Source organism: Micromonospora sp. CNZ296 (genome assembly GCF_007827635.1).
Genome location: NZ_VISW01000017.1, coordinates 1 through 22,033, shown reverse-complemented (window position 1 = coordinate 22,033; position 22,033 = coordinate 1). Strand labels below are relative to the sequence as shown.

The window sequence follows — 22,033 nt, the reverse complement described above, 5'->3', positions numbered from 1 at the left end:
TGACTACGGAGTATCCATGTTCGCCACGTACCTGATCGGCCTGCGCGAGGGCCTGGAAGCGACCCTCGTGGTCAGCATCCTCGTCGCCTTCCTGGTCAAGTCGCAGCGCCGGGACCGGCTGCCGCAGGTGTGGGCCGGCGTCGGCCTGGCCCTGGCGCTCTCCGTCGGCTTCGGCTCCCTGATCCAGTACACCTCCACCTCGTTGCTGCGCACCTCCGAGTCGCGCGAGCTGTTCGAGGCGGTCACCTCGGTCGCCGCCGTGGTCTTCGTGACCTGGATGATCTTCTGGATGCGCCGGGCCGCCCGCACCATCGCCGGTGAGCTGCGCGGCAAGCTCACCGACGCGCTCGCCGTCGGCTCCCTGGCGGTCGCCGGCATGGCGTTCCTCGCCGTGATCCGCGAGGGTCTGGAGACCGCGCTGATCTTCTACGCCGCGGCCGAGAGCGCGGCCGGCGGAACCGGGCCCGGCTCGCTGCTCGCCCTGGCCGGGGGTATCGCCACCGCCGTCGTGATCGGCTTCCTGCTCTACCGCAGCGCGGTACGGATCAACCTGAGCCGGTTCTTCACCTGGACCGGCGCGCTGCTCATCCTGGTCGCGGCCGGCATCCTCAAGTACGGCGTGCACGACTTCCAGGAGGCCGGCGTGCTGCCCGGCCTGAACGACCTGGCCTTCGACATCTCGGGCACGCTCGACCCGGGCTCCTGGTACGGCGCGCTGCTCGCCGGCATGTTCAACGTCACCGCCGCGCCGACGGTGCTGGAACTGGTCGCCTGGGTCGCGTACGCGGTGCCGGTGCTCGTCCTCTTCCTGCGCAAGCCGGCCAAGCCCGCGAAGCCGGTGCAGTCCGCCGAGCCGGTGCAGTCCGCCGAGCCGGCCGCCGACACGTCCGCCGAGACGTCCGCCGCGCCGGCCGACGCCGCCGCCGTTCCGTCCCCCCGCTCCTGACCCGCCCGTTTCCGAGGAGACCCCGCACGATGCGTACCACTCGACTCGTCGCGCCCGCCGCCGCCGGGCTGCTCGCCGTCGCCGGGCTGACCGGCTGCGGGGGCGGTGACGACGCCGACGCCACGAACGGCGGGCCGATCGCCGTCAAGGCCACCGACACCGTCTGCGAGGTCGGCGACACCGAGATCGACGCCGGTCAGGTGACCTTCAAGGTGACGAACACCGGTTCCAAGGTCAACGAGTTCTACGTCTACGCGGCCGGTGACCGGGTGATGGGCGAGGTGGAGAACATCGCCCCCGGGCTCAGCCGCGAGCTGCGCGTCGAGCTGACCGCCGGCACGTACGAGACGGCCTGCAAGCCGGGGATGAGCGGCCGGGGCATCCGGGGCGCGCTGAAGGTCTCCGGCACCGCCGCGACTGTCGCCCCCGACGCCGCGCTGACCCAGGCCACCGAGAGCTACCAGCGGTACGTGCGCAGCCAGACCGCCGCGCTGCTGACGAAGACCGAGGAGTTCGTGGCCGCGGTCAAGGCGAACGACGTGGCCAAGGCCAAGGCGCTGTACCCGGTGGCCCGCACCTACTGGGAGCGGATCGAGCCGGTCGCGGAGAGCTTCGGCGACCTCGACCCGAAGATCGACGGCCGCGAGGAGGTGGTCGAGGAGGGCATGGAGTTCACCGGCTTCCACCGGATCGAGAAGGACCTCTGGACCACCGGGGACGTCAGCAAGGACGGCCCGATCGCCGACCGGCTCCTGGTCGACGTGAAGGCGATCGTCGCCAAGGCGGACGCCGAGAAGCTCACCCCGCTCCAGCTCGCCAACGGCGCCAAGGCGCTGCTCGACGAGGTCGCCAGCGGCAAGATCACCGGCGAGGAGGAGCGTTACTCGCACACCGACCTCTGGGACTTCAACGCCAACCTGGAGGGCTCGAAGGCGGCGATCGCGGCGCTGCGCCCGGCGCTGGAGCAGCGCGCGCCCGACCTGGTGAAGCAGCTCGACAGCGAGTTCGCGAACGTGGAGGCAACCCTCGGCAAGCACCGGGACGGCGACGGCTGGAAGCTGCACACCCAGCTCGGCAAGGCCGAGCTCAAGGAGCTGTCGGACGCGGTGAACGCGCTGGCCGAGCCGGTCAGCAAGGTCGCGGCGGCAGTCGCGCGATGACCGGCCCGGCCGGTGGTGACGCGACGAGCGAGCCGAACCACGAGCGGACCGGTCGCGGCCTGTCCCGCCGCCGGGCGATGACACTGGCCGGCGTCGGTGTGGCCGGCGTCGCCGGGGTGGCGGGCGGCGCTGGCGCGCTGCTCGCCGGCGGGAACGAGGCCTCAGCCACCGGCTCCGCCGCCGGGTCGGTGCCGTTCCTCGGCGAGCACCAGGCCGGCATCACCACCCCCGCCCAGGACCGGCTGCACTTCGTCGCGTTCGACGTGGTCACGAAGGACCGGGACCGCCTCGTCGCCATGCTCCAGGAGTGGACCGCCGCCGCGGCCCGGATGACCGCCGGCAAGGACGCCGGGGTGATCGGCGCCGTCGGCGGCATGCCCGAGGCCCCGCCGGACGACACCGGCGAGGCGCTCGGACTGCCCCCGTCGCAGCTCACCCTCACTGTGGGCTTCGGGCCGACGCTGTTCCGCGACGCGCAGGGCCGGGACCGCTTCGGCATCGCCGCCCGCCGCCCGGCCGCCCTCGCCGACCTGCCGCACTTCGCCGGGGACGCGCTCAGGCCGGAGCTGTCCGGCGGCGACCTCTGCGTCCAGGCCTGCGCCAACGATCCGCAGGTGGCGGTGCACGCCATCCGCAACCTGGCCCGGATCGGCATGGGCGTGGTGAGCGTCCGCTGGTCGCAGCTCGGCTTCGGGCGTACCTCGTCGACGTCGCGGGACCAGGCCACGCCGCGCAACCTGTTCGGCTTCAAGGACGGCACCGCCAACCTCAAGGCCGAGGACGCGGGCCTGCTCCGCGACCAGCTCTGGGTGCAGCCCGGTGACGGCCCGGAGTGGATGACGGGTGGCTCCTACCTGGTCACCCGGAAGATCCGGATGCTGATCGAGACGTGGGACCGCAGCCCGCTGGCCGAGCAGGAGATGATCGTCGGGCGGACCAAGGGCAGCGGCGCGCCGCTGGGCCTCCGGGACGAGTTCGACGAACCGGACTTCGCTGCGAAGGGCGACGACGGGGAGCCGCTCATCGCCGACACCGCACACGTACGGCTCGCCCACCCGGACGCGAACAACGGCGCCCGCCTGCTGCGCCGCGGCTACAACTTCGTGGACGGCTCGGACGGGCTGGGCCGGCTCGACGCCGGTCTGTTCTTCATCGCCTACCAGCGGGATCCGCGCCGGCAGTTCGTGCCGATCCAGACCCGGCTGGCCCGCAACGACGCGATGAACGAGTACCTGCGGCACGTCTCCAGCGGCCTGTTCGCCTGCCCGCCCGGCGTACGCGACGCCGCCGACTGGTGGGGGCGAGGGCTGTTCGGCTGAGCCCGGCTCAGCGGCGTACCGGATCGGGGGCGGCCTCCGGCGCCGCGGACCGCAACCGGCCGACGGCCGGCGCGGCGGGACGCAGGGTGGCCGGCGCGACGGCGTGCGGCACCGCGGCCGGGACCAGCTCCGGCCAGAGCGTGGCGGTGACCGCCCGGGCGCGGCCCAGCCGGAGCGCGGCCCGGCGCCCCCGCTCGGCCAGCACGGCGGACAGGTAGACCCAGTCCGGCGCGGACCACGGCGGAGGCGGCGAGGTGACCGCCGCGGCCTCCACCCACAACGCCCGGCCCAGCCGGGAACGGTCCGGCTCGGCGAGCTGAGGCAGCCGGTCCAGATACTGCCGGACGGCCAGCGCCAGCCCGTCGTCGAACCGGGTCAGGTCGAGCGTGGTCGCCCAGGCCAGCAGCGGCGGCGGAGCCGGCGGCAGCGGCCGCCACAGCGCGGCGCCTCGACTGTGCACCACGAGCGTGCCGGCGACCAGGTCACCCAGCCGGCGGCCGCGCGGGTCGGTGAGCATCACCGTGACGCTCGCCGCCCAGCTCAGCAGCGGCAGCACCAGCCCGGGCCACTCCACCGCGACGCCCACGAGCGCCCGGGTCAGCGACTGGCCCACCCCCACCGGGCCGCCGTCGGCCCGCACCACCCGCAGCCCCACGGCCAGCTTGCCCACCGTCCGGCCACCGGCGAAGCGCTCCATCACCACCGGATAGCCGAGCAGGACCAGCACCAGCAGCACGACCTGGAGCGCGCCGGCCAGCGCGGCGTCGAGGAGGTCGCCCAGCAGGGCGAGCGCAACCATGGCCAGCACTGCGCCGAGCAGCAGGAACAGCACGAGCTGGATCACGGCGTCGATCAGCAGGGCGAGCACCCGGGAGCCCAGCCGGGCCACCCGGACGTCCAGCTCCACCGCCTCGCCGCTGACCAGACCGGCATCGGCCCAACTGGGCGGTGGGGGAGGTTGCGCGCGCACCCCGACAGTGAACACCATGGACGCCGAACGGGGGAGGGTGAGTGGATCTCGACGCGTACGTGGCCGAGCACGGCGCCGAATGGCGGCGGCTGGAACACCTGACCGGCCGGCGTCGCCTCGACGCGGCCGAGGTCGACGAACTGGTGGCGCTCTACCAGCGCAGCGCCACACACCTCTCCGCGCTGCGCGCCCGGGCACCCGAGCCGACGCTGGTGAACCGCCTGTCCCACCTGGTCCTCGCCGCCCGGGCCCGGGTCACCGGCCGCCCCCGGCTGTCCTGGGCGGCGGTGGGCCGGTTCCTGGCCGCCGACCTGCCCGCCGCCCTCTACCGGGCCTGGCCGTGGTGGTGCGGCGTGGCCACGGCGTTCAGCGCCCTGAGCGCCTTCCTCATCTGGTTCGTCGCCGGTAACCCGGACACCGCCGCCGCGTTCGTCGGCCCCGAGGCGGCCCGGCAGCTCGTGGACTCCGGATTCGCCGGCTACTACACCGAGTTCGCCGCGCCCACGTTCGCGTTCCACCTGTGGACGCACAACGCCTGGCTGGCCGCCCAGTGCCTGGCCGCCGGCGTCCTCGTGGTGCCGGTGCTCTGGCTGCTGTGGCAGAACGCGCTGAACATCGGCGTGGTCGGCGGCGTGATGATCTCCTACGGCCGGGCGGACGTCTTCTTCGGCATGATCACCCCGCACGGGCTGCTGGAGCTGACCGGCATCTTCGTCGCCGCCGGGGTCGGACTGCGGACCGCCTGGGCCTGGATCGCTCCGCCCGCGCACCTCGGGCGCGGCCGCGCGGTCGCCGAGGCGGGACGGCTCGCCGTCGTGGTCGCCGCCGGCCTGGTCGGCCTCTTCGCGGTCTCCGCGCTGATCGAGGCGTTCGTGACCCCGGCGCCGGTGCCGATCCCGCTGCGGGTGGCCGCCGGCGCCGCGGTGTGGCTGGCCTTCCTGGCGTACGCGCTGGTGCTCGGCCGGCGCGCGGTCAGAGCTGGCCGAGAGACTTGAGCCGCAGATAGGTGTCGGCGACGGCCGGGGCCAGCCGGTGCCCCGGTACGTCCACCACAGTCACGCCGTAGCGCGACAGGGCGGCGCGTACCCGGTCCCGTTCGGCCAGCGCCCGCCACGCCGACGCGGCCGCGTACGGGTCGTCCGGGCCGGCCGGGGTGGCAGTGGCGAGCCGGTTCAGCACCGGGTCGCCGGCCGCGGCCAGCACCACCCGGTGCCGGGTCGCCAGCCGGGGCAGCACCGGCAGCAGCCCGTCGCCGATCGCGCCCGCCTCCAGCGCGGTGAACAGCACCACCAGGCTGCGCTGCCGCTCCCGGCGCAGCACCTCGGCGGCGATCAGCTCGAAGTCGGTCTCGGCCAGCGCGGGCTGCAACGGCGCCACCGCGTCGACCAGCCGGGCGAGCAGCGCCGGACGGCCGCTGCCGGTCACCCGGGCCCGGATCTCCGTGTCCGCCGCCAGCAGGTCCACCCGGTCACCGGCCCGGGCGGCGAGCGCGGTGAGCAGCAGCGCCGCGTCGATGGCGGTGTCCAGCCGCGGCTCGTCGCCGAGGCGTACCGCCGAGGTGCGGCCGGTGTCCAGGACGCAGACCAGCCGCCGGTCCCGCTCCGGGCGCCAGGTGCGCACCAGCACGTCGGCGCGGCGGGCGCTGCCCCGCCAGTCGATCGAGCGGACGTCGTCGCCCACCGCGTACTCGCGCAGCGTGTCGAACTCGGTGCCGTGACCGCGCCCCCGTGTCACCTGCACGCCGTCGATGACCCGCAGCCGGGCCAGCTTCTCCGGCAGGTGCCGGCGGGAGTCGAAGCGTGGCAGCACCCGCAGCGTCCACTGTGGCGTGGCGGGTTGCCCGGCGCGCTGCCGGGCACCCAGGCGCATCGGCCCGAGCGAGCGTACGGTCAGCGCCACCGCCGGCCGGTCGCCGCGCCGGGTCGGGGTGAGCCGGACCGGCAGCGTGGCGGTGCCACCGGGCGGCACGGTGAGCAGGCGGTCCGGCGGCACGTCCGGGCGCGCCCCGGCCGACGGCACCCAGGCGTCGCGTACCTGGGCGTGGAGCGTGCGATCGGTGGGGTTGGCCAGGTGCAGCGTGACGGTGGCGGTGCCGCCGAGGCGGACCGTCCGCTCCCCGGACCGGGTCACCGTGAGCGCGTCCGGCGGGACCGCCATCGCCCGGTCGAGCAGCACCAGCAGCAGCACCGTCGCGGTCAGCACGGCGACGCCGAGGAACGGCGCCGGCCAGGCCGGCAGGGTCAGCGCGCCCGCGCCGAGCAGCAGACCCGCCCGCCAGGTCATCGCGGCGTCGGCACGGTGGCCAGCACCGAGTCCAGCACGGCGTCCACAGTCACGCCCTCCAGTTCCGCCTCCGGACGCGGACGCAGCCGGTGCCGCAGCGTGGGCCGGGCGACCGCCTTGACGTCGTCCGGGGTGACGTGGTCGCGGCCGGCCAGCCAGGACCACGCCTTGGCGGCGTTGAGCAGCGCGGTGGCGCCCCGGGGGGACGCGCCCAGCTCCAGCGCCGGAGCGGACCGGGTGCCCCGGCACAGGTCCACGATGTAGCCGAGCACCGGCTCGGCCACGTGCACCATCCGCACCTCGGCCCGGGCGGCGGCCAGGTCCGACGCGTCGGCCACCGGGCGTACGCCCGCGGCACGCAGGTCGCGCGGGTCGAAGCCGGCGTGGTGCGCCCGCAGCACGCCCAGCTCCTCCTCGCGCTCCGGCAGCGGCACAGTCAGCTTGAGCAGGAAACGGTCGAGCTGCGCCTCGGGCAGCGGGTAGGTGCCCTCGTACTCGACCGGGTTCTGGGTGGCCGCGACGATGAACGGGTCGGGCAGCGGACGGCGCTCGCCCTCGACGGAGACCTGCCGCTCCTCCATCACCTCCAGCAGCGCCGACTGCGTCTTGGGCGGGGTGCGGTTGATCTCGTCGGCGAGCAGCAGGTTGGTGAAGACCGGCCCCTCCCGGAACGTGAACGCGGCGGTGCGCTGGTCGAAGATCAGCGAGCCGGTGACGTCGCCCGGCATCAGGTCGGGGGTGAACTGCACCCGCTTGGCGTCCAGGTCGAGCGCGGCCGCCAGCGTCCGCACCAGCAGCGTCTTGGCCACTCCCGGTACGCCCTCCAGCAGCACGTGCCCCCGGCAGAGCAGGGCGATCACCAGGCCGGTCACCACGGCGTCCTGCCCGACGACGGCCTTGGCGACCTCGGCGCGCAGCCGGTGCAGGGCGGCGCGGGCGCCGGACGGGGCGGTGGTCGTGACGGGTCCGGTCACCGGGTGTCTCCTTCGCTGGGATGCGGGGCCAGGGTACGGGTCAGGACGTCCAGTTCGCGGGCCAGCTCCAGCAGCTCGCGGTCCTTCTCCGGGGCGGGGCCGTAGAGCAGGTCGGCCACCCGTTCCGGGTCGGCGCCGGCGCGCTCGGCGACCCGGGCGGCCACCTCGTCGTCGGGCGTGCCCGGGGGCAGGTTGAGCCGGGTCGTCAGCCGGTCCAGCGCGGCGTCGCGCAGCGTCGCGGCGACGGTGTCCCGGGCGCCCGCCCGGCGGTAGAGCCGCGCCCGGCCGCGTACCGTCTCGGCGGACCGGACGGTCACCGGCAGCGGCTCCGACACCGGCGGCCCGAGCCGGCGGGCCCGCCAGAGCACCACGAGCAGGCCGGCCAGGGCGAGCTGCACCAGGAGGGCCCAGAACCACTGCGGGAAGGCGCCCCAGAGCGGGTTCTCCCGCGGCGGGTCGGCGCGGTCGGGCGGGTCGGGCCGTTCCGACCTGCCGCTGCCGGCCGGGGCGGGCTCCTCGGTGAACGGCTCCGGGGACCAGCTCGGACCGGTCGGGGCCGACGCCGGCTCGGGCAGGTCGAGCCAGACCAGCGGGCGGTCGCCGCCGAGCAGGCCGGTGGCGAGGGCCTCGTTGCCCCACTCGCCGATCCGGTCGTTGCGGAACGGGTCGCTGGCGCCGGCCAGCACCACCTCGACCCGGCTGGGGACGCGCAGCAGCGCGCCGCCGTAGCAGTGGTCCACCTCGGCCGGTCCGGCGTACCGCTGGAGGTCGATCGCCGCCGTGCCGGCCCGGACCGCCTCGGGCAGCGGGCAGGGCGTGCCGTCGGCGTCCGGCGGCACCGCGCGGGCGGCCCAGCGCCCGCCGGCCGGTTCGACAGGGGTGTCCAACTCGGCGAGCACCCGCCGGGACGGCTCGACGAGCACCAGCCGGCTGCCGGGCGGCAGGGTGGTCAGCCCGTCGAGCAGGTCCGGGTGCACCAGGCCGGGCGCGGGCACGAACAGCGTGCTCGGCCCGGCCCCGGCGGTACGCAGCGCCGCCGCCAGATCCGTCTCCCGGCGTACCGGCACGCCCTGCGTCCGCAGCGCCTCGGCGAGCCGGCTGGCGCCGTCGTCGTCGGTGGCGACCGGGGACAGGAAACCGGGCTCGTCGGCGTCGGGCCGGTCGACCGCGCGCAGCACGAGCGTGGTCACGATCAACAGCACTGCGAGCCCGAGCGGGACGATCAACCGGTACGGACGCCGGCGCGGCGCCGCCGTGGCCGCCGCCGTCACGGTCTCCGGTACGACTGTGGCCGTCACCGCGGCTCCTCCCCGGTCAGCTCGCGGCTCAGGTCGGTGGCGAGTTCACGCATCCGCCGGTCGTGCGCGGCGGTCGCGGGACGCTGGGCGTACCAGAGGTCGGAGAAGATCGCCCCGGCCGCGTGCAGCGTCGGCCGGACCTGCGGCCGGTTACGGGCCGCCGCCTCGGTCAGCTCGACGACGGTGAGCCCGGGGCGGGGTTCCACCACCTGCCGGACGACCAGCAGCCGGACCATCTCGCGCAGGCGCTCCCGGACCGCCTCGGCGTACCGGCCCTCGGCCGCCAGCCGGTCGGCCGGCCCGAGCCCGGCCGCCGCCGGTTCCGGCAGCCGGGGCGCGGGCAGGCGTACCGGCGGCGGTTCGGTGCGCTTCCGGCTGCGCCGCCGGAACCGGGGCAGCCGGAACCGGGGTAGGCGGAACCGGGGCAGCCGTGGACGCCGCCACCGGGGGAGACTGAACCGGGGCAGCCGGCGGGGCACCCAGGCCGGGAAGAAGTACCAGCCCAGCGCCGCCAGCAGCGCGACCGCCAGCAGGATCAGCGCGACCAGCGGCAGCGGCACCACGTCACCGAGGGCCGCGACCGTCTCGGTCCACCACCGGCTCACCGGTGCGCCGCCAGCAGGACCGGCTCGGGCACGTCGGCCGGCGCGCGGGAGAGCCGGATGTCCAGCCCTTCGGTGCGGATCCGGGTCTCCAGGTGCAGCACCGCGTCCAGGCAGGCGAGCGCCGGGTACGCCAGCGCGTTCACAGCGGTGAAGGCGGCGATCGTCACCGGCAGCGCCCAGGCCGAGACGTCGAACAGGCCCAGCATGGTGAGGCCCTGGTAGAGACCCAGCCCGATGCCGAGCCGGATCAGCCACCAGCCCAGGTAGCCCAGCAGCCGTATCGCGGCGGCCCGCGCGCTGACCCGGCCGGCCAGGCGTAGCGCCCGCCAGGGCGCCAGGTGCGCGGGCACCCCGTCCAGCACCAGGACCGGCACCACCAGGCCGAGCAGCGCGTACGCCGGGAACCAGCCCGGCCCGGTCAGCCCGGCGGCGGTGACGGTCAGCCCGACCAGGACGGCGGCCGGCAGTGCCGCGCCGAGCCGGGCGCCGCGCAGCAGCTCCGACGGTGCGGGACGGCGCCCCAGAAGCGCCGCGCCCGCGCCGCGAGCCGCAGGGGCGCCGAGCAGCGCGACGATCGCGGCCTCGGTGCCCGCGCCGGCCGCCAGCAGCAGCCAGTACGCGGGGAGGGAGTCGCCGAACTCCGCCGGCCACCAGAACGGCGGTTCGGTCCCGGCGAGCATCCGCAGCGGGTGGAGCACCGCCTGTTCGGCGAGGGCCAGCAGCAGGGCGAGCGGGACGAGCACCCGGGCCTGGTCGCGCAGCAGCAGCACGGCCGCGTCGAGCAGCTCGCCGACGGTCAGCGGACGGCGCGGCAGCACCGCGGTCGGGCCGGCGTCGGGCACGCGTACTCCTGGGCGGGGCGAGCGGAGGTGGCGGGCGGGGCGACGCCCGGGGGATCATGGTTGCACGGCGGGTCCGCATCCGGTGGACCCGTCCGCCCCGGCGCGCCACGCTGGGCGGCCACGCCGACTTGCTGTGGTGCGCGGGGCCGCTCGGCGCTACGGTCTCGTGGAGACGCCGAACACTCCAGACGAACGGGGATGGAACGATAAACCCCATGAGAGCCCGGGTACTCGTGGTCGACGACGACCCCGCCCTCGCCGAGATGCTCGGCATCGTGCTGCGCAGCGAGGGCTTCGTGCCGTCCTTCGTCGCGGACGGCGAACGGGCGCTGGCCGCGTTCCGCGACAACCGACCCGACATCGTCCTGCTCGACCTGATGCTGCCGGGCATGAGCGGCATCGACGTGGCCCGCGCCATCCGGGGCGAGTCCGGCGTGCCGATCGTGATGCTGACCGCCAAGAGCGACACAGTCGACGTGGTGCTCGGGCTGGAGTCCGGCGCCGACGACTACGTGGTCAAGCCGTTCAAGCCCAAGGAGCTGGTGGCCCGGATGCGGGCCCGGCTGCGCCGCGGCGAGGACGTGGCGCCGGAGATGCTGACCATCGGCCCGCCCGGCAACCAGATCACCATCGACGTGCCGGCCCACACGGTCAGCCGCGACGGCGAGGAGGTGAAGCTGACGCCGCTGGAGTTCGACCTGCTGGTCGCGCTCGCCCGCAAGCCGCGTCAGGTCTTCACCCGCGAGGTGCTGCTGGAGCAGGTCTGGGGCTACCGCCACGCGGCGGACACCCGCCTGGTCAACGTGCACGTCCAGCGGCTGCGCGCCAAGATCGAGCCGGATCCGGAGCGACCCGAAATCATCCTCACCGTGCGGGGCGTGGGCTACAAGGCGGGTACCGGATAGCCTGGTCAGCACTGTGGTGACCACCCCGCTGCCCGACCCGCCGACCGCCGCGCCCCGCCGGCTCCACGCCGTGCGGGCGATCTGGCTCGCCCTGACCGGCCGGGTCGCCCGGCTGGTGGCCGCGGTGCACCAGGCGTGGCGGCGGTCGCTCCAGGTCCGTGTGGTCACCATCACGCTGGTGGCGTCGAGCCTGCTGGTGGGCGGTTTCGCCTATCTGATCGCCGACAAGATCACGAGCATCCTGCTGGAGAACGCCGAGACCGACGTGCGGCTGCGGTTGAGCAACGGCAGCGAGTACGCGGCCAAGCAGTTCAACCTCTACAGCCAGCCGCAGGAGGCGCAGCTCCAGAACACCATCGACGGCACCGTCAACTACCTGGCCGGCGGAGACCCCACCCAGACCAGCGGCGTGGTGGTGGCGATCACCGCCGACAACTTCGCCGAGTTCATCGAGCCGCGTACGACGCCCGACGTGCCGGTGGGCGCGGTGATCGGCGACGAGCTGCGGGCCACAGTCGCCTCCGGCAAGGTCGCACACCAGATCCGTACCGGCTCGCTCGGCGGCGAGCGGACGAAATACCTGGTCTACGGCTCCCCGGTGCCCACCAAGTTCGGGCAGGTCGAGCTCTACTACCTCGTACCCCTGGCGCGGCAGGACGCGACGGCGGCCGACGCCCGCGCCACGGTGGTCGCCACCGGCGTCGCGCTGGTGCTGCTGCTCGGCCTGCTGGCCGCCCTTGTCACCCGCCTGGTGGTGACGCCGGTACGGGTGGCCGCGCGCACCGCGCAGCGGCTCTCCGCCGGCCTGCTCGACCAGCGCATGGTGGTCTCCGGCGAGGACGACCTCGCCCTGCTGGCCGCCTCGTTCAACCAGATGGCGACGAACCTGCAACGGCAGATCCTCCGGCTGGAGGAGATGTCCCGGCTGCAACGCCGGTTCACCTCAGACGTCTCGCACGAGCTGCGGACACCGCTGACGACGGTACGGATGGCAGCCGACCTGATCTTCGCCGAGCGCGACGAGTTCGACCCGGCGGTGGCCCGCAGCGCCGAGCTGCTCCAGGCCGAGCTGGACCGGTTCGAGGAACTGCTCACCGACCTGCTGGAGATCAGCCGGTTCGACGCCGGCTTCGCGGTGCTGGACAGCGAGCCGACCGACCTGGTGCCGGTGGTGCACCGGGTGACCGAGCGGCTGGCCGGGCTGGCCGAGCGGGTCGGGGTGACCATCGAGCTGGACCTGCCGGACACTCCGGTGATCGCCGAGGTCGACCCGCGCCGGGTCGAGCGGGTGCTGCGCAACCTGGTCGGCAACGCGGTCGAGCACGGCGAGGCCAAGCCGGTACGGATCACCCTGGGCCAGGACCAGAGCGCGGTGGCGATCACCGTGCGGGACCACGGGGTCGGCCTCAAGCCGGGGGAGGAGAAGCTGGTGTTCAACCGCTTCTGGCGGGCCGACCCGTCGCGCGCCCGGCAGACCGGCGGCACCGGGCTGGGCCTGTCGATCAGCCTGGAGGACGCCCGCCTGCACGGCGGCTGGCTGGAGGCGTGGGGCGCGCCGGGGCAGGGTGCCCAGTTCCGGCTCACCCTGCCGGCCCGGGCCGGGGACCGGCTCACCACCTCCCCGCTGCGGCTGGTACCGGCCGACGCCACGGTGCCGTTCGGCGGCCCCCGCGACGGCGGGCTGCCCGCCGTCGGGCCCGGCGGCGGTGTCGCGGCGCTGACCGCCGGACCGGCCGGCGGGGGCGACCACGCGGAGGCGCGGCCGTGAACCGCCGCGTCCTGGCCCTGCTGCTGACCGGCGCGCTGCTGCCGGCCGCGCTCGCCGGATGCGGCATCCCGGACCAGACGGACGTGCAGGTGGACGGCTCGGTGCCGGCCGCCGAGTCCGGGGCGCTCAACGGCAGCCCGGCCCGGCCGCCCGAGCCGGCCGACAGCAGCGAGCCGGTGCCCTTCATCGAGAACTACCTGCGGGCCGCCGCGGCAGGGGAACGCGACCAGGCGTACGCCCGGGCCCGGAAGTTCCTCGCCGCGGAGGCCCGCGACCTGCTTCCCGGCAAGCCGCAGACCAGCGAGGTCGAACTGACAGTGGTGCGGCTGCGGGAGAAGCCGGAGAGCACGCCGCCCAACAACCAGGGCACCAGCACCGTGACGCTCAAGGTGCAGCAGGTGGGCGTGCTGCGCGCCGACGGCACGCTCGGCCCGCCGGTGGCGAGCGAGACGCAGTACGCCTTCGAGCTGCGCCGGGCCGAGCAGGCCGGTACCGGCCTGCTGATCACCGAGCTGCCGAACGTGCTGCTGGCCAGCGACTCGGCGATGCGCGAGTACTACCGTCCCCGCACCGTCTACTTCTGGAACACCGACCTGACCCGGCTGGTGCCGGACCAGCGCTACCTGCCCTCGTCGGCGCCGACCGAGCGCCGGATCACCGAGGTGATGAAGTGGCTGGCCGACCGCCCGTCGGACTGGCTGGCCCCCGGCGTGACCGGGCTGCCCGACGGCACCCAGCTGATCAACAATGCGACCGGCGCCGACGGCCACTGGGAGATAAACCTGAACATGCCGGGCGCCAACGAGCAGCGGCTGACCCGGCTCGGCACCCAGCTGGCATGGTCGCTGTCGGACCTCGACGGCCAGGTCGACCTGAAGATCCAGAACCAGAAGCGGCTCACCGTCGACCTGCGGCGGGAGCGCGTCTCCACCGCCGCCTATCCACGCGGCGGCGATCCGATGCGGTTCGCCGTCTACGACGGCGCCGTCCGCCCCCTGGCGTTCGGCAACGAGTCGCGTGCCGCCGTTCCGCTGCCGCCCGCGGAGAACCGCAACGTGGTCTCCGCGTCGCTCGCCCGCGCCGACGACCAGGTGCTCGCCGCGCTCGTGGTGACCGGGTCGGACAACCGCAGGCGGCTCAAGGTGGGCACCGGTCCGGAACCGGTCGCGATGCTCAGCCCCGGCGACCGTACGTTCCGGGCGATGAGCCGTCCCACCTGGCTGCGGTCGCTGAACAAGGTCCGCCCGGCCGGTCTGGTGGCGGCGGACGGCCGGCTCTACCGGTTCGACGGCGCGGGCCGGATGAGCGAGATCCCGCTGTCCGTTCCCGGGCCGGTGACGGCTGTGGCCGGTTCCCTCGACGGCCACCGGATCGCGCTGGCCTCCGGCGGCGCGGTCTTCGTCGCCGCGGTGAGCGTCGACGGTGGCGTGGTCAGCCTCGGACAGCCCCGCCGGGTGACCACGCTGCTCACCGGCGTGACGGTGGTGGACTGGGTGGCGGAGAACGAGCTGGCGCTCGCCGGCAACGAGGCGGACCGGCGTTCGGCGATCCACCAGCTCAGCGTCGACGGTGCCTGGGAGACCCCGCTGGCGGTGGAGATCGGCGCCCCGGTGACCCAGCTCGCCGGTTATCCGGGCGGCGGCGACCGCGGCCTGGCCGCGTTCTCGTTCATGTTCGAGACGGACGGCGCGGCCTGGCGGAACAACCCGTTCGACTACGTGAAGCGGGAGCAGGTGCTTGACGTTCCGTCGGGCAGCCGGGCGACCAACCCGACCGCGCCGTTCTTCCTCTACTGAGCCGTCCGTGCGTGACCTGGGCGGGCTCTGGTCGGACCTGACCGACCTGGTGCTGCCCGCCGGGTGCGCGGGCTGCGGCGCGGGATCGGTACGGCTGCGGCACGGCTTCTGCCCCGGCTGCGTGCGGGAGCTGGAGTCGCTGCGTCCCGCACCTGCCCGGCCCGATCCGGCTCCGCCCGGCCTGCCGCCCTGCGTCGCGCTCGGCCCGTACGGCGGCGCGCTGCGCGAGGGTCTGCTGGCGTACAAGGAACGGGGCCGGCACGGGCTGGCCCGGCCGTTGGGCGCGCTGCTCGCCGAGGTGGTCGCGGTGGCGGCAGGGCAACCCGGCCCGGTCACGCTCGTGGCGGTGCCCGACACCGCTCGCGCCGCCCGGGCCCGCTACGGCGACCACCTCGACCGGCTCGTCCGGCCGGCGGCGGCCCGGTTACGCGCGGCCGGCTGGCCGGTACGCGTGCTGCGCCCGCTGCGGGCGCTGCCCCGGACCGACTCGGTGGCGCTGGACAGCGCCGGGCGGGCCGCCGCGGCCGAGGAGGCGTTCCGGTTGCGCCGCCCGCCGGCCGGCCACCGGCCGGGGGAGACGGTCGTGCTGCTCGACGACATCGTCACCACCGGCGCCACGCTGGCGGCGGTGAGCCGGATGTTGCACCGCGCGGGAATGACGCCAAAGGCCGCGGCCGTGCTCGCCGCAACGCAAAAGCGGCACCGTCGGTGACGCTTCGTGTATCCGTTTCACCCCATGGTGTATGAGCTGTTAAATTTCGCGACCGCCTTCGGCAACCAGGGGTGACGGTTGGCCGTACAGGAGTTAGCGTTTCGGTGTCGGGGGTAGTGAGGGTCAAACCTTCCCCCGGCACTGGAAGGAGGCGTAGCCGAACAACACCGGTCGACGCCGAGCGGGGCCCTCCCGGGTGCGTCGACCGGATGATCCGGACCGAACGACCGTCCGAACAAGGGAGGTCACGTGGACATCGTGGTCAAGGGCCGTAACGTCGAAGTGCCGGACCATTACCGGGTGCACGTAGCCGAGAAGCTCGCGAAGATCGAACGCTACGACCAGAAGCTCATTCGCGTGGACGTCGAGTTGTTCCACGAGCGCAATCCACGCCAGGCGGACACCTGCCAGCGGGTGGAGATCACGTGCGTGACGCGCGGCCCGGTGATCCGGGCCGAGGCCTGCACGAACGACTTCTACAGCGCGCTCGACGCCGCCATCGCCAAGCTGGACACGCGATTCCGCCGCGCGGCGGACCGTCGCCGGGTACACCGCGGACGGCATGCGCCGATCTCCGTGGCCGCCGCGACCGCCGGCCTGCCGGTTGCCGACCTCGACGGGCCCGGACTGGCGGCGCTCGACGGCCACGGCACCGCCACAGCGGTCGCGGAACGCCCCGACGAGAGCGGCCACACCGAACCCGACGACCAGCCGTGGCACATCGCCCGGGCGAAGGTCCACCCCGCCGAACCGATGACCGTCGACGACGCGCTGTTCCAGATGGAACTGGTCGGCCACGACTTCTACCTGTTCCAGGACAAGGAGTCCGGCCGCCCGAGCGTGGTCTACCGGCGGCACGCGTACGACTACGGGATCATCCAGCTCGACACGTGACCCCTTGACCGGTGAGTACGGGCCCCGTGCGGGGGCCCGTACTCAGTTCTCGTCGGTGGCCAGCCGGCCGTAGACCACCGAGTCGACACGGGCGCCGTCCGGGCCGGGCAGCCGGCCGCGCAACAGACCCTCCCGCCGGAAGCCGGCCCGTTCCAGCACCCGCTGCGAGGCGATGTTGTCCGGCCGCGTGCCGGCCCAGAGCCGGGCCACCCCGATGCCGAACGCCCACCCCGCGACCAGCCGGACCGTCCGGGCCGCCAGCCCGCGCCCGCGCGCCTCGGGCAGCAGGCTGTAGCCGATCATGGCCTGCCCGGTGGCCGGCTCGTCGTAGAACAGCGCGCAGCCGCCGACGACAGCGCCGGTGACCGCGTCGACGATCGCCAGGTCGGCGGCCTCTCCGGCGAGCCAGCGGCTCGCCGCCAGCCGGCAACGGCGCGCGAGCGCCGCCCGCTCCGGCGCCACCGGCGGCACCCGGTTCGCCACCACCTCCGGCAGCGAGTGCAGCCGGTACAGCGCGTCCGTGTCCGCCGGCTCCACCGGGCGCAGCGTCACCACGCCGTCGGTGAGCCGGCCGTCCGGCAGGTCCGGCAGCAACCGGGCGAGCGGCCCGGGCGGGTCGTCGGCCAGCCGCACCCAGGCGATCAGATCCTGGCGTACGCCGTCGCCGTCCGCGCCCGCCGCCCGGCGTACGCCCTCGTGCCGGTAACCGCAGGCGAGCGCGATGCGCTGGCTCGCCACGTTCTCCGTGCGGGTGAGCAACTCCAACCGGGCCGCCCCGGCGGCGAACGCCCGTTCGGTCAGCAGCCGGGTGGCGGCGGTGGCCACGCCCCGGCCGCGCGCCGCCGCTCCCACCCAGTAACCGATCTCGTACGTCGCCCGCTCCGCGCTGAGCCGGGTCAGCCCGATGCTGCCGAGCAGCCGGTCGGTGGCCGGGTCGGCGATCGTGTACGCCGCACCGCCCGCCGCCCACGCCGCGGGCGCGCCCTCGGTGACCCACCAGCGGGCGGCGCCGGAGTCGTACGGGTCGGGCAGCAGGGGCATGAACCGGCGGATCTCCGGATCGGCGCACCCGGCCACCATCTCGGGCACGTCCGCGAGGTGGCACGGCCGCAGCCGTACGCCGTACCCCTCGATCGTCTCCGGCGTCATGCCAGGTCGCCCGGCAGCAGGCCGCCGATCCACGCGTCCTGCCGCTCGCCGCGGTGCTGGACGCCGCCACGCAGCGTGCCCTCGACGGTGAACCCGGCCTTCTCGGCGGCCCGCCGCGAGGCGGTGTTGCCCACGTTCGCCCGCCACTCGATCCGGGCCAGGCCGAGCGTGGTGAAACCCCAGGCGCACACCGCGGCGAGCGCGGCCGGCAGGTAGCCCCGGCCGCGGGCGTGCGGCGCGGTCATGTAGCCCACGTCGGCCACCAGCGGGTCGTTCGGCAGCAGGCGTAGGTCGATCGACGCGACGTAGCGGTCGTCCGGATCGGCCACGGCGAACGTCACTGCCGTTCCCCGCGCCCAGGCCGGGCGCACCAGGTCGCGCAGGAAGCCCTCGGCGTGCTCCGGCCGGTACGGGTGCGGCACCGTGGTCCAGCGGATCGTCTGCTCGTCCTGGCAGGTGCGGGTCACCGCGGCCAGGTCGCGTTCCTCCAGCGCGCGCAGCCGCAGTTCGGTGTCGCCTGCGGTGGCGAACAGGACCGGCTGCGGCCGGCCGAAGACCGCCGCGCGGCGGGCCTGGAGCGTGTCCGGGCCGTAGGGGACCGGGTCGCCGGCGGCGGCGACCTCCCCGGGGAGCAGCGAGCCGATCCAGCCCTCGGGCCGGCCGCCGGGGCTGGGGTCGGCAAGCCGCAGCTCACCCTCGATCCGGAAGCCGGCGCGCAGCGCGACCAGCCGGGAGGCGTGGTTGCCGATCTCGGCCTGCCAGGTGAGCCGACGCAACTTGAGCGCGTCGAACGCCCAGCGGGCGAGCGCGCGGGTGGCGCGGACCGCGACGCCCCGGCCCCGGGCCCACGGCGCGGTCCAGTAGCCCACCTCGGCCGACTCCCGCGCGCGGTCGACGGAGACCAGGCCGAACGAGGCGAGCAGCTCACCGGTGCCGGCGTCGCAGACCGCGAAGAGCGCACCGGTGCCCTCGGCCCAGGCGGTGGCGCTGATCGTGGTGACGTACTCGCTCGCGTGCTCCGGCAGGTACGGGCGAGGTACGGTGGTCCAGCGCTGGATGTCCGGATCCTGGCAGGCACGGTGCACCGCGTCGGCGTCCTCCGCGCGCCACGGGCGCAGCAGCAGGCCGTCCTCGATGATCTCCACAGGCTCCATTCGAGCCATCGTGCCGGATCGTTCGCGCACGGCGTAACCCGATTAGCGGCCGGTGGCGCACGGTCGCGGCGTTATGTCGGGTTCCGGAGCCCGGACCGCCGCCACCAGTGACCATCGTCGCGTCGGAGCGCCTACGATGGTTCGAGACCGTCTAGGGGAGCGTTGATCCGTGTCGATTCTGGAAAAGTTCCTTCGCGCCGGCGAGGGCCGCATGGTGCGTCGGCTGAAGGCCATCGCTGCCGCCGTCAACTCGATCGAGGACGACTACGTCAACCTCAGCGACGACGAGCTGCGCGCCATGACCGACCAGTTCAAGGAGCGGCTCGAGGATGGCGAGACCCTCGACGACCTGCTGCCCGAGGCGTTCGCGGTGTGCCGGGAAGCCGCCTCGCGGGTGCTCGGCCAGCGCCCCTACGACGTCCAGGTGATGGGTGGCGCGGCGCTGCACTTCGGCAACATCGCCGAGATGAAGACGGGTGAGGGCAAGACGCTCACCTCGGTCATGCCGGTCTACCTGAACGCGCTCGCCGGCAAGGGCGTGCACGTGATCACGGTGAACGACTACCTGGCCGAGCGCGACGCCGCCTGGATGGGCCGCGTCCACGAGTTCCTCGGCCTGCAGGTCGGCGTGGTGCTGCCCAACCGGCCCGCCAGCGAGCACCGCGCGGCCTACGAGTGCGACATCACCTACGGCACCAACAACGAGTTCGGCTTCGACTACCTGCGCGACAACATGGCCTGGTCGAAGGACGAGCTGGTCCAGCGCGGCCACTTCTTCGCCGTGGTCGACGAGGTCGACTCGATCCTGATCGACGAGGCGCGTACCCCGCTGATCATCTCCGGTCCGGCCGAGCACTCCGCCCGGTGGTACCAGGAGTTCGCCGCCGTGGTGGCCCGGCTCCAGCCCGGCACCGACGGCGAGGGCGACTACGAGGTCGACTACGCCAAGCGCACCATCGCGATCACCGAGCGCGGCGTGGCCAAGGTGGAGGACCGCCTGGGCATCGACAACCTGTACGAGTCGGTGAACACCCCGCTGGTCGGCTACCTGAACAATGCGATCAAGGCCAAGGAGCTCTACAAGCGCGACAAGGACTACATCGTCAACGACGGTGAGGTCCTGATCGTCGACGAGTTCACCGGCCGCATCCTGCACGGCCGCCGCTACAACGAGGGCATGCACCAGGCGATCGAGGCCAAGGAGGGGGTGGAGATCAAGCAGGAGAACCAGACGCTCGCCACCATCACCCTCCAGAACTACTTCCGCCTCTACGAGAAGCTCTCCGGCATGACCGGTACCGCCCAGACCGAGGCGGGCGAGTTCAACAAGGTCTACAAGGTCGGCGTCGTGACCATCCCGACGCACCGGCCGATGGTCCGGCTCGACCGGCCCGACGTCATCTACAAGACCGAGAAGGCCAAGTTCAACGCCGTCGTCGAGGACATCGCCGAGCGGCACGTGCAGGGCCAGCCGGTGCTGGTCGGCACCGTCTCGGTGGAGAACTCCGAGATCCTGTCGCACATGCTGCGCCGCCGCGGCATCCCGCACTCGGTGCTGAACGCGAAGTTCCACGCCAAGGAGGCGGAGATCGTCGCGCAGGCCGGGCGCAAGGGCGCGGTCACCGTCGCCACCAACATGGCCGGCCGCGGTACGGACATCCTGCTCGGCGGCAACCCCGAGTTCCTCGCCGCGAACGAGCTGCGCCAGCGCGGGCTCGACCCGGTCGAGCAGCCGGAGGAGTACGCCAAGGCGATGGAGGAGATCCTCCCGACCTGGAAGCAGGCGTGCGACGTCGAGGCGGAGGAGGTCGCCGCCGCCGGTGGGCTCTACGTGCTGGGCACCGAGCGGCACGAGTCCCGCCGGATCGACAACCAGCTGCGCGGTCGCGCCGGCCGGCAGGGTGACCCGGGCGAGTCCCGCTTCTACCTGTCGCTCCAGGACGAGCTGATGAAGCGCTTCCGGGCCGGCGCGGTCGAGGCCGTGATGGACCGCTTCAACATCCCGGAGGACGTGCCCATCGAGTCGAAGATGGTCACCCGCCAGATCAGGAGCGCCCAGGCCCAGATCGAGGGCCAGAACGCCGAGATCCGCAAGAACGTCCTCAAGTACGACGAGGTGCTGAACAAGCAGCGCCAGGTGATCTACGCCGAGCGCCTCCGGGTGCTCAACGGCGAGGACCTGTCCGACCAGGTCCGCAACATGATCGACGACGTGGTGACCGCGTACGTGGTCGGCGCGACGAGCGACGGCTACGCCGAGGACTGGGACCTCGACCAGCTCTGGTCGAGCCTGAAGCAGCTCTACCCGGTGGGGATCACCGTCGAGGAGCTGGAGGAGGAGGTCGGTTCCCGCTCGGGCATCGACCAGGACTTCCTGCTCGCCCGCCTCAAGGAGGACGCGCACGCCGCGTACGACAGGCGTGAGGAGAGCCTCGGCGAGGAGGCGGTGCGTCAGCTCGAGCGCATGGTCCTGCTCCAGGTGATCGACCGTAAGTGGCGCGAGCACCTCTACGAGATGGACTACCTGCAGGAGGGCATCAGCCTGCGGGCGTACGCCCAGCGCGACCCGGTCATCGAGTACCAGCGCGAGGGCTTCGACATGTTCGCCTCCATGATGGACGGCATCAAGGAGGAGACGGTCGGCTTCCTCTACAACCTGGACGTCCAGGTCGAGGAGGCGGAGCCGGAGGCCGAGGAGGTGCAGCTGCTGGAGAAGCCGGTGGAGATCCGGGCCAAGGGTCTCAACCGCGCGCCGCAGCAGCAGGGCCTGCAATACTCCGCGCCCGCCGTGGACGGCGAGGCCGGCCGGGGTGCCCCGGTGATCGAGCGGCCCGAGCAGCAGGCGCCGGCGCTCGGCATCGGCCAGCAGTCCTCGGAGCGCCCGGCCGCCACCACGCCGCGCCGTGCTCCGGCCGGGGCGAGCGGCCAGGCTGTGGCCGCCAGCACCGCCCGGCGGGCCGCGCCGGGCCAGGTCGACGGTGGCGAGGGCCCGTCCCGTAACGCGCCCTGCCCGTGTGGCTCGGGCCGCAAGTACAAGCGCTGCCACGGCTCGCCCAACGGCGGCAACTGACCCCGAACACCCACGACGGGCCCCGGCCACCAAGGCCGGGGCCCGTCGCCGTCCTCCCGTCCTCCCTCCCGTCCTCCCTCGCGCCCTCACTCGGTCGATCTGTGAGTGGGGTTGTCAAGGGGTTTGGTGGTGGGTGGTGATGGTGCGGTAGAGCTGTCGGGCGATGTAGCGCTTGAGGCAGCGGGTGA

18 protein-coding genes are annotated in these 22,033 nt (G+C 74.0%); 10 read left to right on the top strand and 8 right to left on the bottom strand.

The features are described from left to right. Positions 1-16: 16 nt before the first annotated feature. Genes efeU through efeB form a run of 3 tightly spaced genes read left to right on the top strand, consistent with a single transcriptional unit; the run spans position 17 to position 3,425 of the window. Positions 17-946 carry an iron uptake transporter permease EfeU gene (gene efeU, locus FB455_RS25290; RefSeq protein ID WP_145755099.1) on the top strand — a complete coding sequence of 310 codons (930 nt, stop codon included), beginning with the start codon at positions 17-19 and terminating at the stop codon, positions 944-946. A gap of 29 nt (positions 947-975) precedes the next feature. Further along, the gene (efeO, locus tag FB455_RS25285; RefSeq protein WP_013284201.1) at positions 976-2,106 is read left to right on the top strand and encodes an iron uptake system protein EfeO; all 1,131 of its coding nucleotides are present in this window, start codon (positions 976-978) and stop codon (positions 2,104-2,106) included. Continuing rightward, on the top strand, positions 2,103-3,425 hold the full coding sequence (efeB, locus tag FB455_RS25280; RefSeq protein WP_047892314.1) for an iron uptake transporter deferrochelatase/peroxidase subunit: 1,323 nt from the start codon (positions 2,103-2,105) through the stop codon (positions 3,423-3,425). The genes efeO and efeB overlap by 4 nt, the downstream gene beginning before the upstream one ends. A gap of 7 nt (positions 3,426-3,432) precedes the next feature. Here efeB and FB455_RS25275 read toward each other — a convergent pair whose 3' ends face one another. Continuing rightward, a complete protein-coding gene (locus tag FB455_RS25275) occupies positions 3,433-4,395 on the bottom strand; it encodes an RDD family protein (protein ID WP_486481573.1) in 963 nt (320 codons plus the stop codon). 41 nt (positions 4,396-4,436) lie between these two features. On the opposite strand from FB455_RS25275, the gene FB455_RS25270 reads away from it, so the two are divergent. Next, entirely contained in the window at positions 4,437-5,390 is a 954-nt protein-coding gene (locus tag FB455_RS25270) for a stage II sporulation protein M (protein ID WP_013284204.1), read from the top strand. Here the strand turns inward: FB455_RS25270 and FB455_RS25265 are convergent. The 5 genes from FB455_RS25265 to FB455_RS25245 are packed head-to-tail and all read right to left on the bottom strand — an operon-like array spanning position 5,368 to position 10,397. Then, positions 5,368-6,678, bottom strand: coding sequence for a DUF58 domain-containing protein (locus tag FB455_RS25265; protein WP_013474115.1), 1,311 nt, complete (start codon positions 6,676-6,678; stop codon positions 5,368-5,370). The two genes, FB455_RS25270 and FB455_RS25265, sit on opposite strands and share 23 nt — an antisense overlap. Continuing rightward, positions 6,675-7,652, bottom strand: a complete 978-nt coding sequence (locus FB455_RS25260) for an AAA family ATPase (RefSeq protein ID WP_013284206.1) — start codon at positions 7,650-7,652, stop codon at positions 6,675-6,677. The genes FB455_RS25265 and FB455_RS25260 overlap by 4 nt, the downstream gene beginning before the upstream one ends. Continuing rightward, positions 7,649-8,950 (bottom strand): DUF4350 domain-containing protein, encoded by a 1,302-nt coding sequence (locus FB455_RS25255; RefSeq protein ID WP_145755097.1) that lies wholly within the window; start codon positions 8,948-8,950, stop codon positions 7,649-7,651. Before FB455_RS25255 ends, FB455_RS25260 begins: the two co-directional genes overlap by 4 nt. Beyond that, entirely contained in the window at positions 8,947-9,555 is a 609-nt protein-coding gene (locus FB455_RS25250; RefSeq protein WP_145755096.1) for a DUF4129 domain-containing protein, read from the bottom strand. Before FB455_RS25250 ends, FB455_RS25255 begins: the two co-directional genes overlap by 4 nt. After that, a complete protein-coding gene (locus FB455_RS25245; protein ID WP_145755095.1) occupies positions 9,552-10,397 on the bottom strand; it encodes a hypothetical protein in 846 nt (281 codons plus the stop codon). Before FB455_RS25245 ends, FB455_RS25250 begins: the two co-directional genes overlap by 4 nt. Positions 10,398-10,612: 215 nt before the next feature. Here FB455_RS25245 and mtrA point away from each other — a divergent pair, with 215 nt between their 5' ends. From mtrA to hpf, 5 genes are all read left to right on the top strand, one after another. After that, entirely contained in the window at positions 10,613-11,302 is a 690-nt protein-coding gene (gene mtrA, locus FB455_RS25240; RefSeq protein WP_013284210.1) for an MtrAB system response regulator MtrA, read from the top strand. A gap of 13 nt (positions 11,303-11,315) precedes the next feature. Then, complete coding sequence (mtrB, locus tag FB455_RS25235; RefSeq protein WP_186466436.1) at positions 11,316-13,070, top strand: MtrAB system histidine kinase MtrB; 1,755 nt, start codon at positions 11,316-11,318, stop codon at positions 13,068-13,070. Beyond that, a complete protein-coding gene (locus FB455_RS25230) occupies positions 13,067-14,866 on the top strand; it encodes an LpqB family beta-propeller domain-containing protein (RefSeq protein WP_145755094.1) in 1,800 nt (599 codons plus the stop codon). Before mtrB ends, FB455_RS25230 begins: the two co-directional genes overlap by 4 nt. A gap of 7 nt (positions 14,867-14,873) precedes the next feature. After that, positions 14,874-15,578, top strand: coding sequence for a ComF family protein (locus FB455_RS25225; protein WP_114919502.1), 705 nt, complete (start codon positions 14,874-14,876; stop codon positions 15,576-15,578). A gap of 249 nt (positions 15,579-15,827) precedes the next feature. After that, positions 15,828-16,472, top strand: coding sequence for a ribosome hibernation-promoting factor, HPF/YfiA family (gene hpf / locus FB455_RS25220; protein ID WP_013474120.1), 645 nt, complete (start codon positions 15,828-15,830; stop codon positions 16,470-16,472). Positions 16,473-16,514: 42 nt separating this feature from the next. Here hpf and FB455_RS25215 read toward each other — a convergent pair whose 3' ends face one another. Beyond that, positions 16,515-17,621: a GNAT family N-acetyltransferase gene (locus FB455_RS25215; protein ID WP_145755093.1), complete on the bottom strand. Its 1,107-nt coding sequence runs from the start codon at positions 17,619-17,621 to the stop codon at positions 16,515-16,517. Next, positions 17,618-18,775, bottom strand: coding sequence for a GNAT family N-acetyltransferase (locus FB455_RS25210; RefSeq protein WP_013284216.1), 1,158 nt, complete (start codon positions 18,773-18,775; stop codon positions 17,618-17,620). The genes FB455_RS25215 and FB455_RS25210 overlap by 4 nt, the downstream gene beginning before the upstream one ends. A 169-nt stretch (positions 18,776-18,944) precedes the next feature. Here FB455_RS25210 and secA point away from each other — a divergent pair, with 169 nt between their 5' ends. Then, complete coding sequence (gene secA / locus FB455_RS25205; protein ID WP_013284217.1) at positions 18,945-21,845, top strand: preprotein translocase subunit SecA; 2,901 nt, start codon at positions 18,945-18,947, stop codon at positions 21,843-21,845. Positions 21,846-22,033 lie beyond the last annotated feature (188 nt).

What these genes read in the sequence shown, in the direction of transcription:
- efeU (WP_145755099.1), top strand. Translation starts at nt 17, where the DNA reads ATGTTCGCCACGTACCTGATCGGCCTGCGCGAGGGCCTGGAAGCGACC.
- efeO (WP_013284201.1), top strand. Translation starts at nt 976, where the DNA reads ATGCGTACCACTCGACTCGTCGCGCCCGCCGCCGCCGGGCTGCTCGCC.
- efeB (WP_047892314.1), top strand. Translation starts at nt 2,103, where the DNA reads ATGACCGGCCCGGCCGGTGGTGACGCGACGAGCGAGCCGAACCACGAG.
- FB455_RS25265 (WP_013474115.1), bottom strand. Translation starts at nt 6,678, where the DNA reads ATGACCTGGCGGGCGGGTCTGCTGCTCGGCGCGGGCGCGCTGACCCTG.
- mtrA (WP_013284210.1), top strand. Translation starts at nt 10,613, where the DNA reads ATGAGAGCCCGGGTACTCGTGGTCGACGACGACCCCGCCCTCGCCGAG.
- FB455_RS25215 (WP_145755093.1), bottom strand. Translation starts at nt 17,621, where the DNA reads ATGACGCCGGAGACGATCGAGGGGTACGGCGTACGGCTGCGGCCGTGC.
- FB455_RS25210 (WP_013284216.1), bottom strand. Translation starts at nt 18,775, where the DNA reads ATGGAGCCTGTGGAGATCATCGAGGACGGCCTGCTGCTGCGCCCGTGG.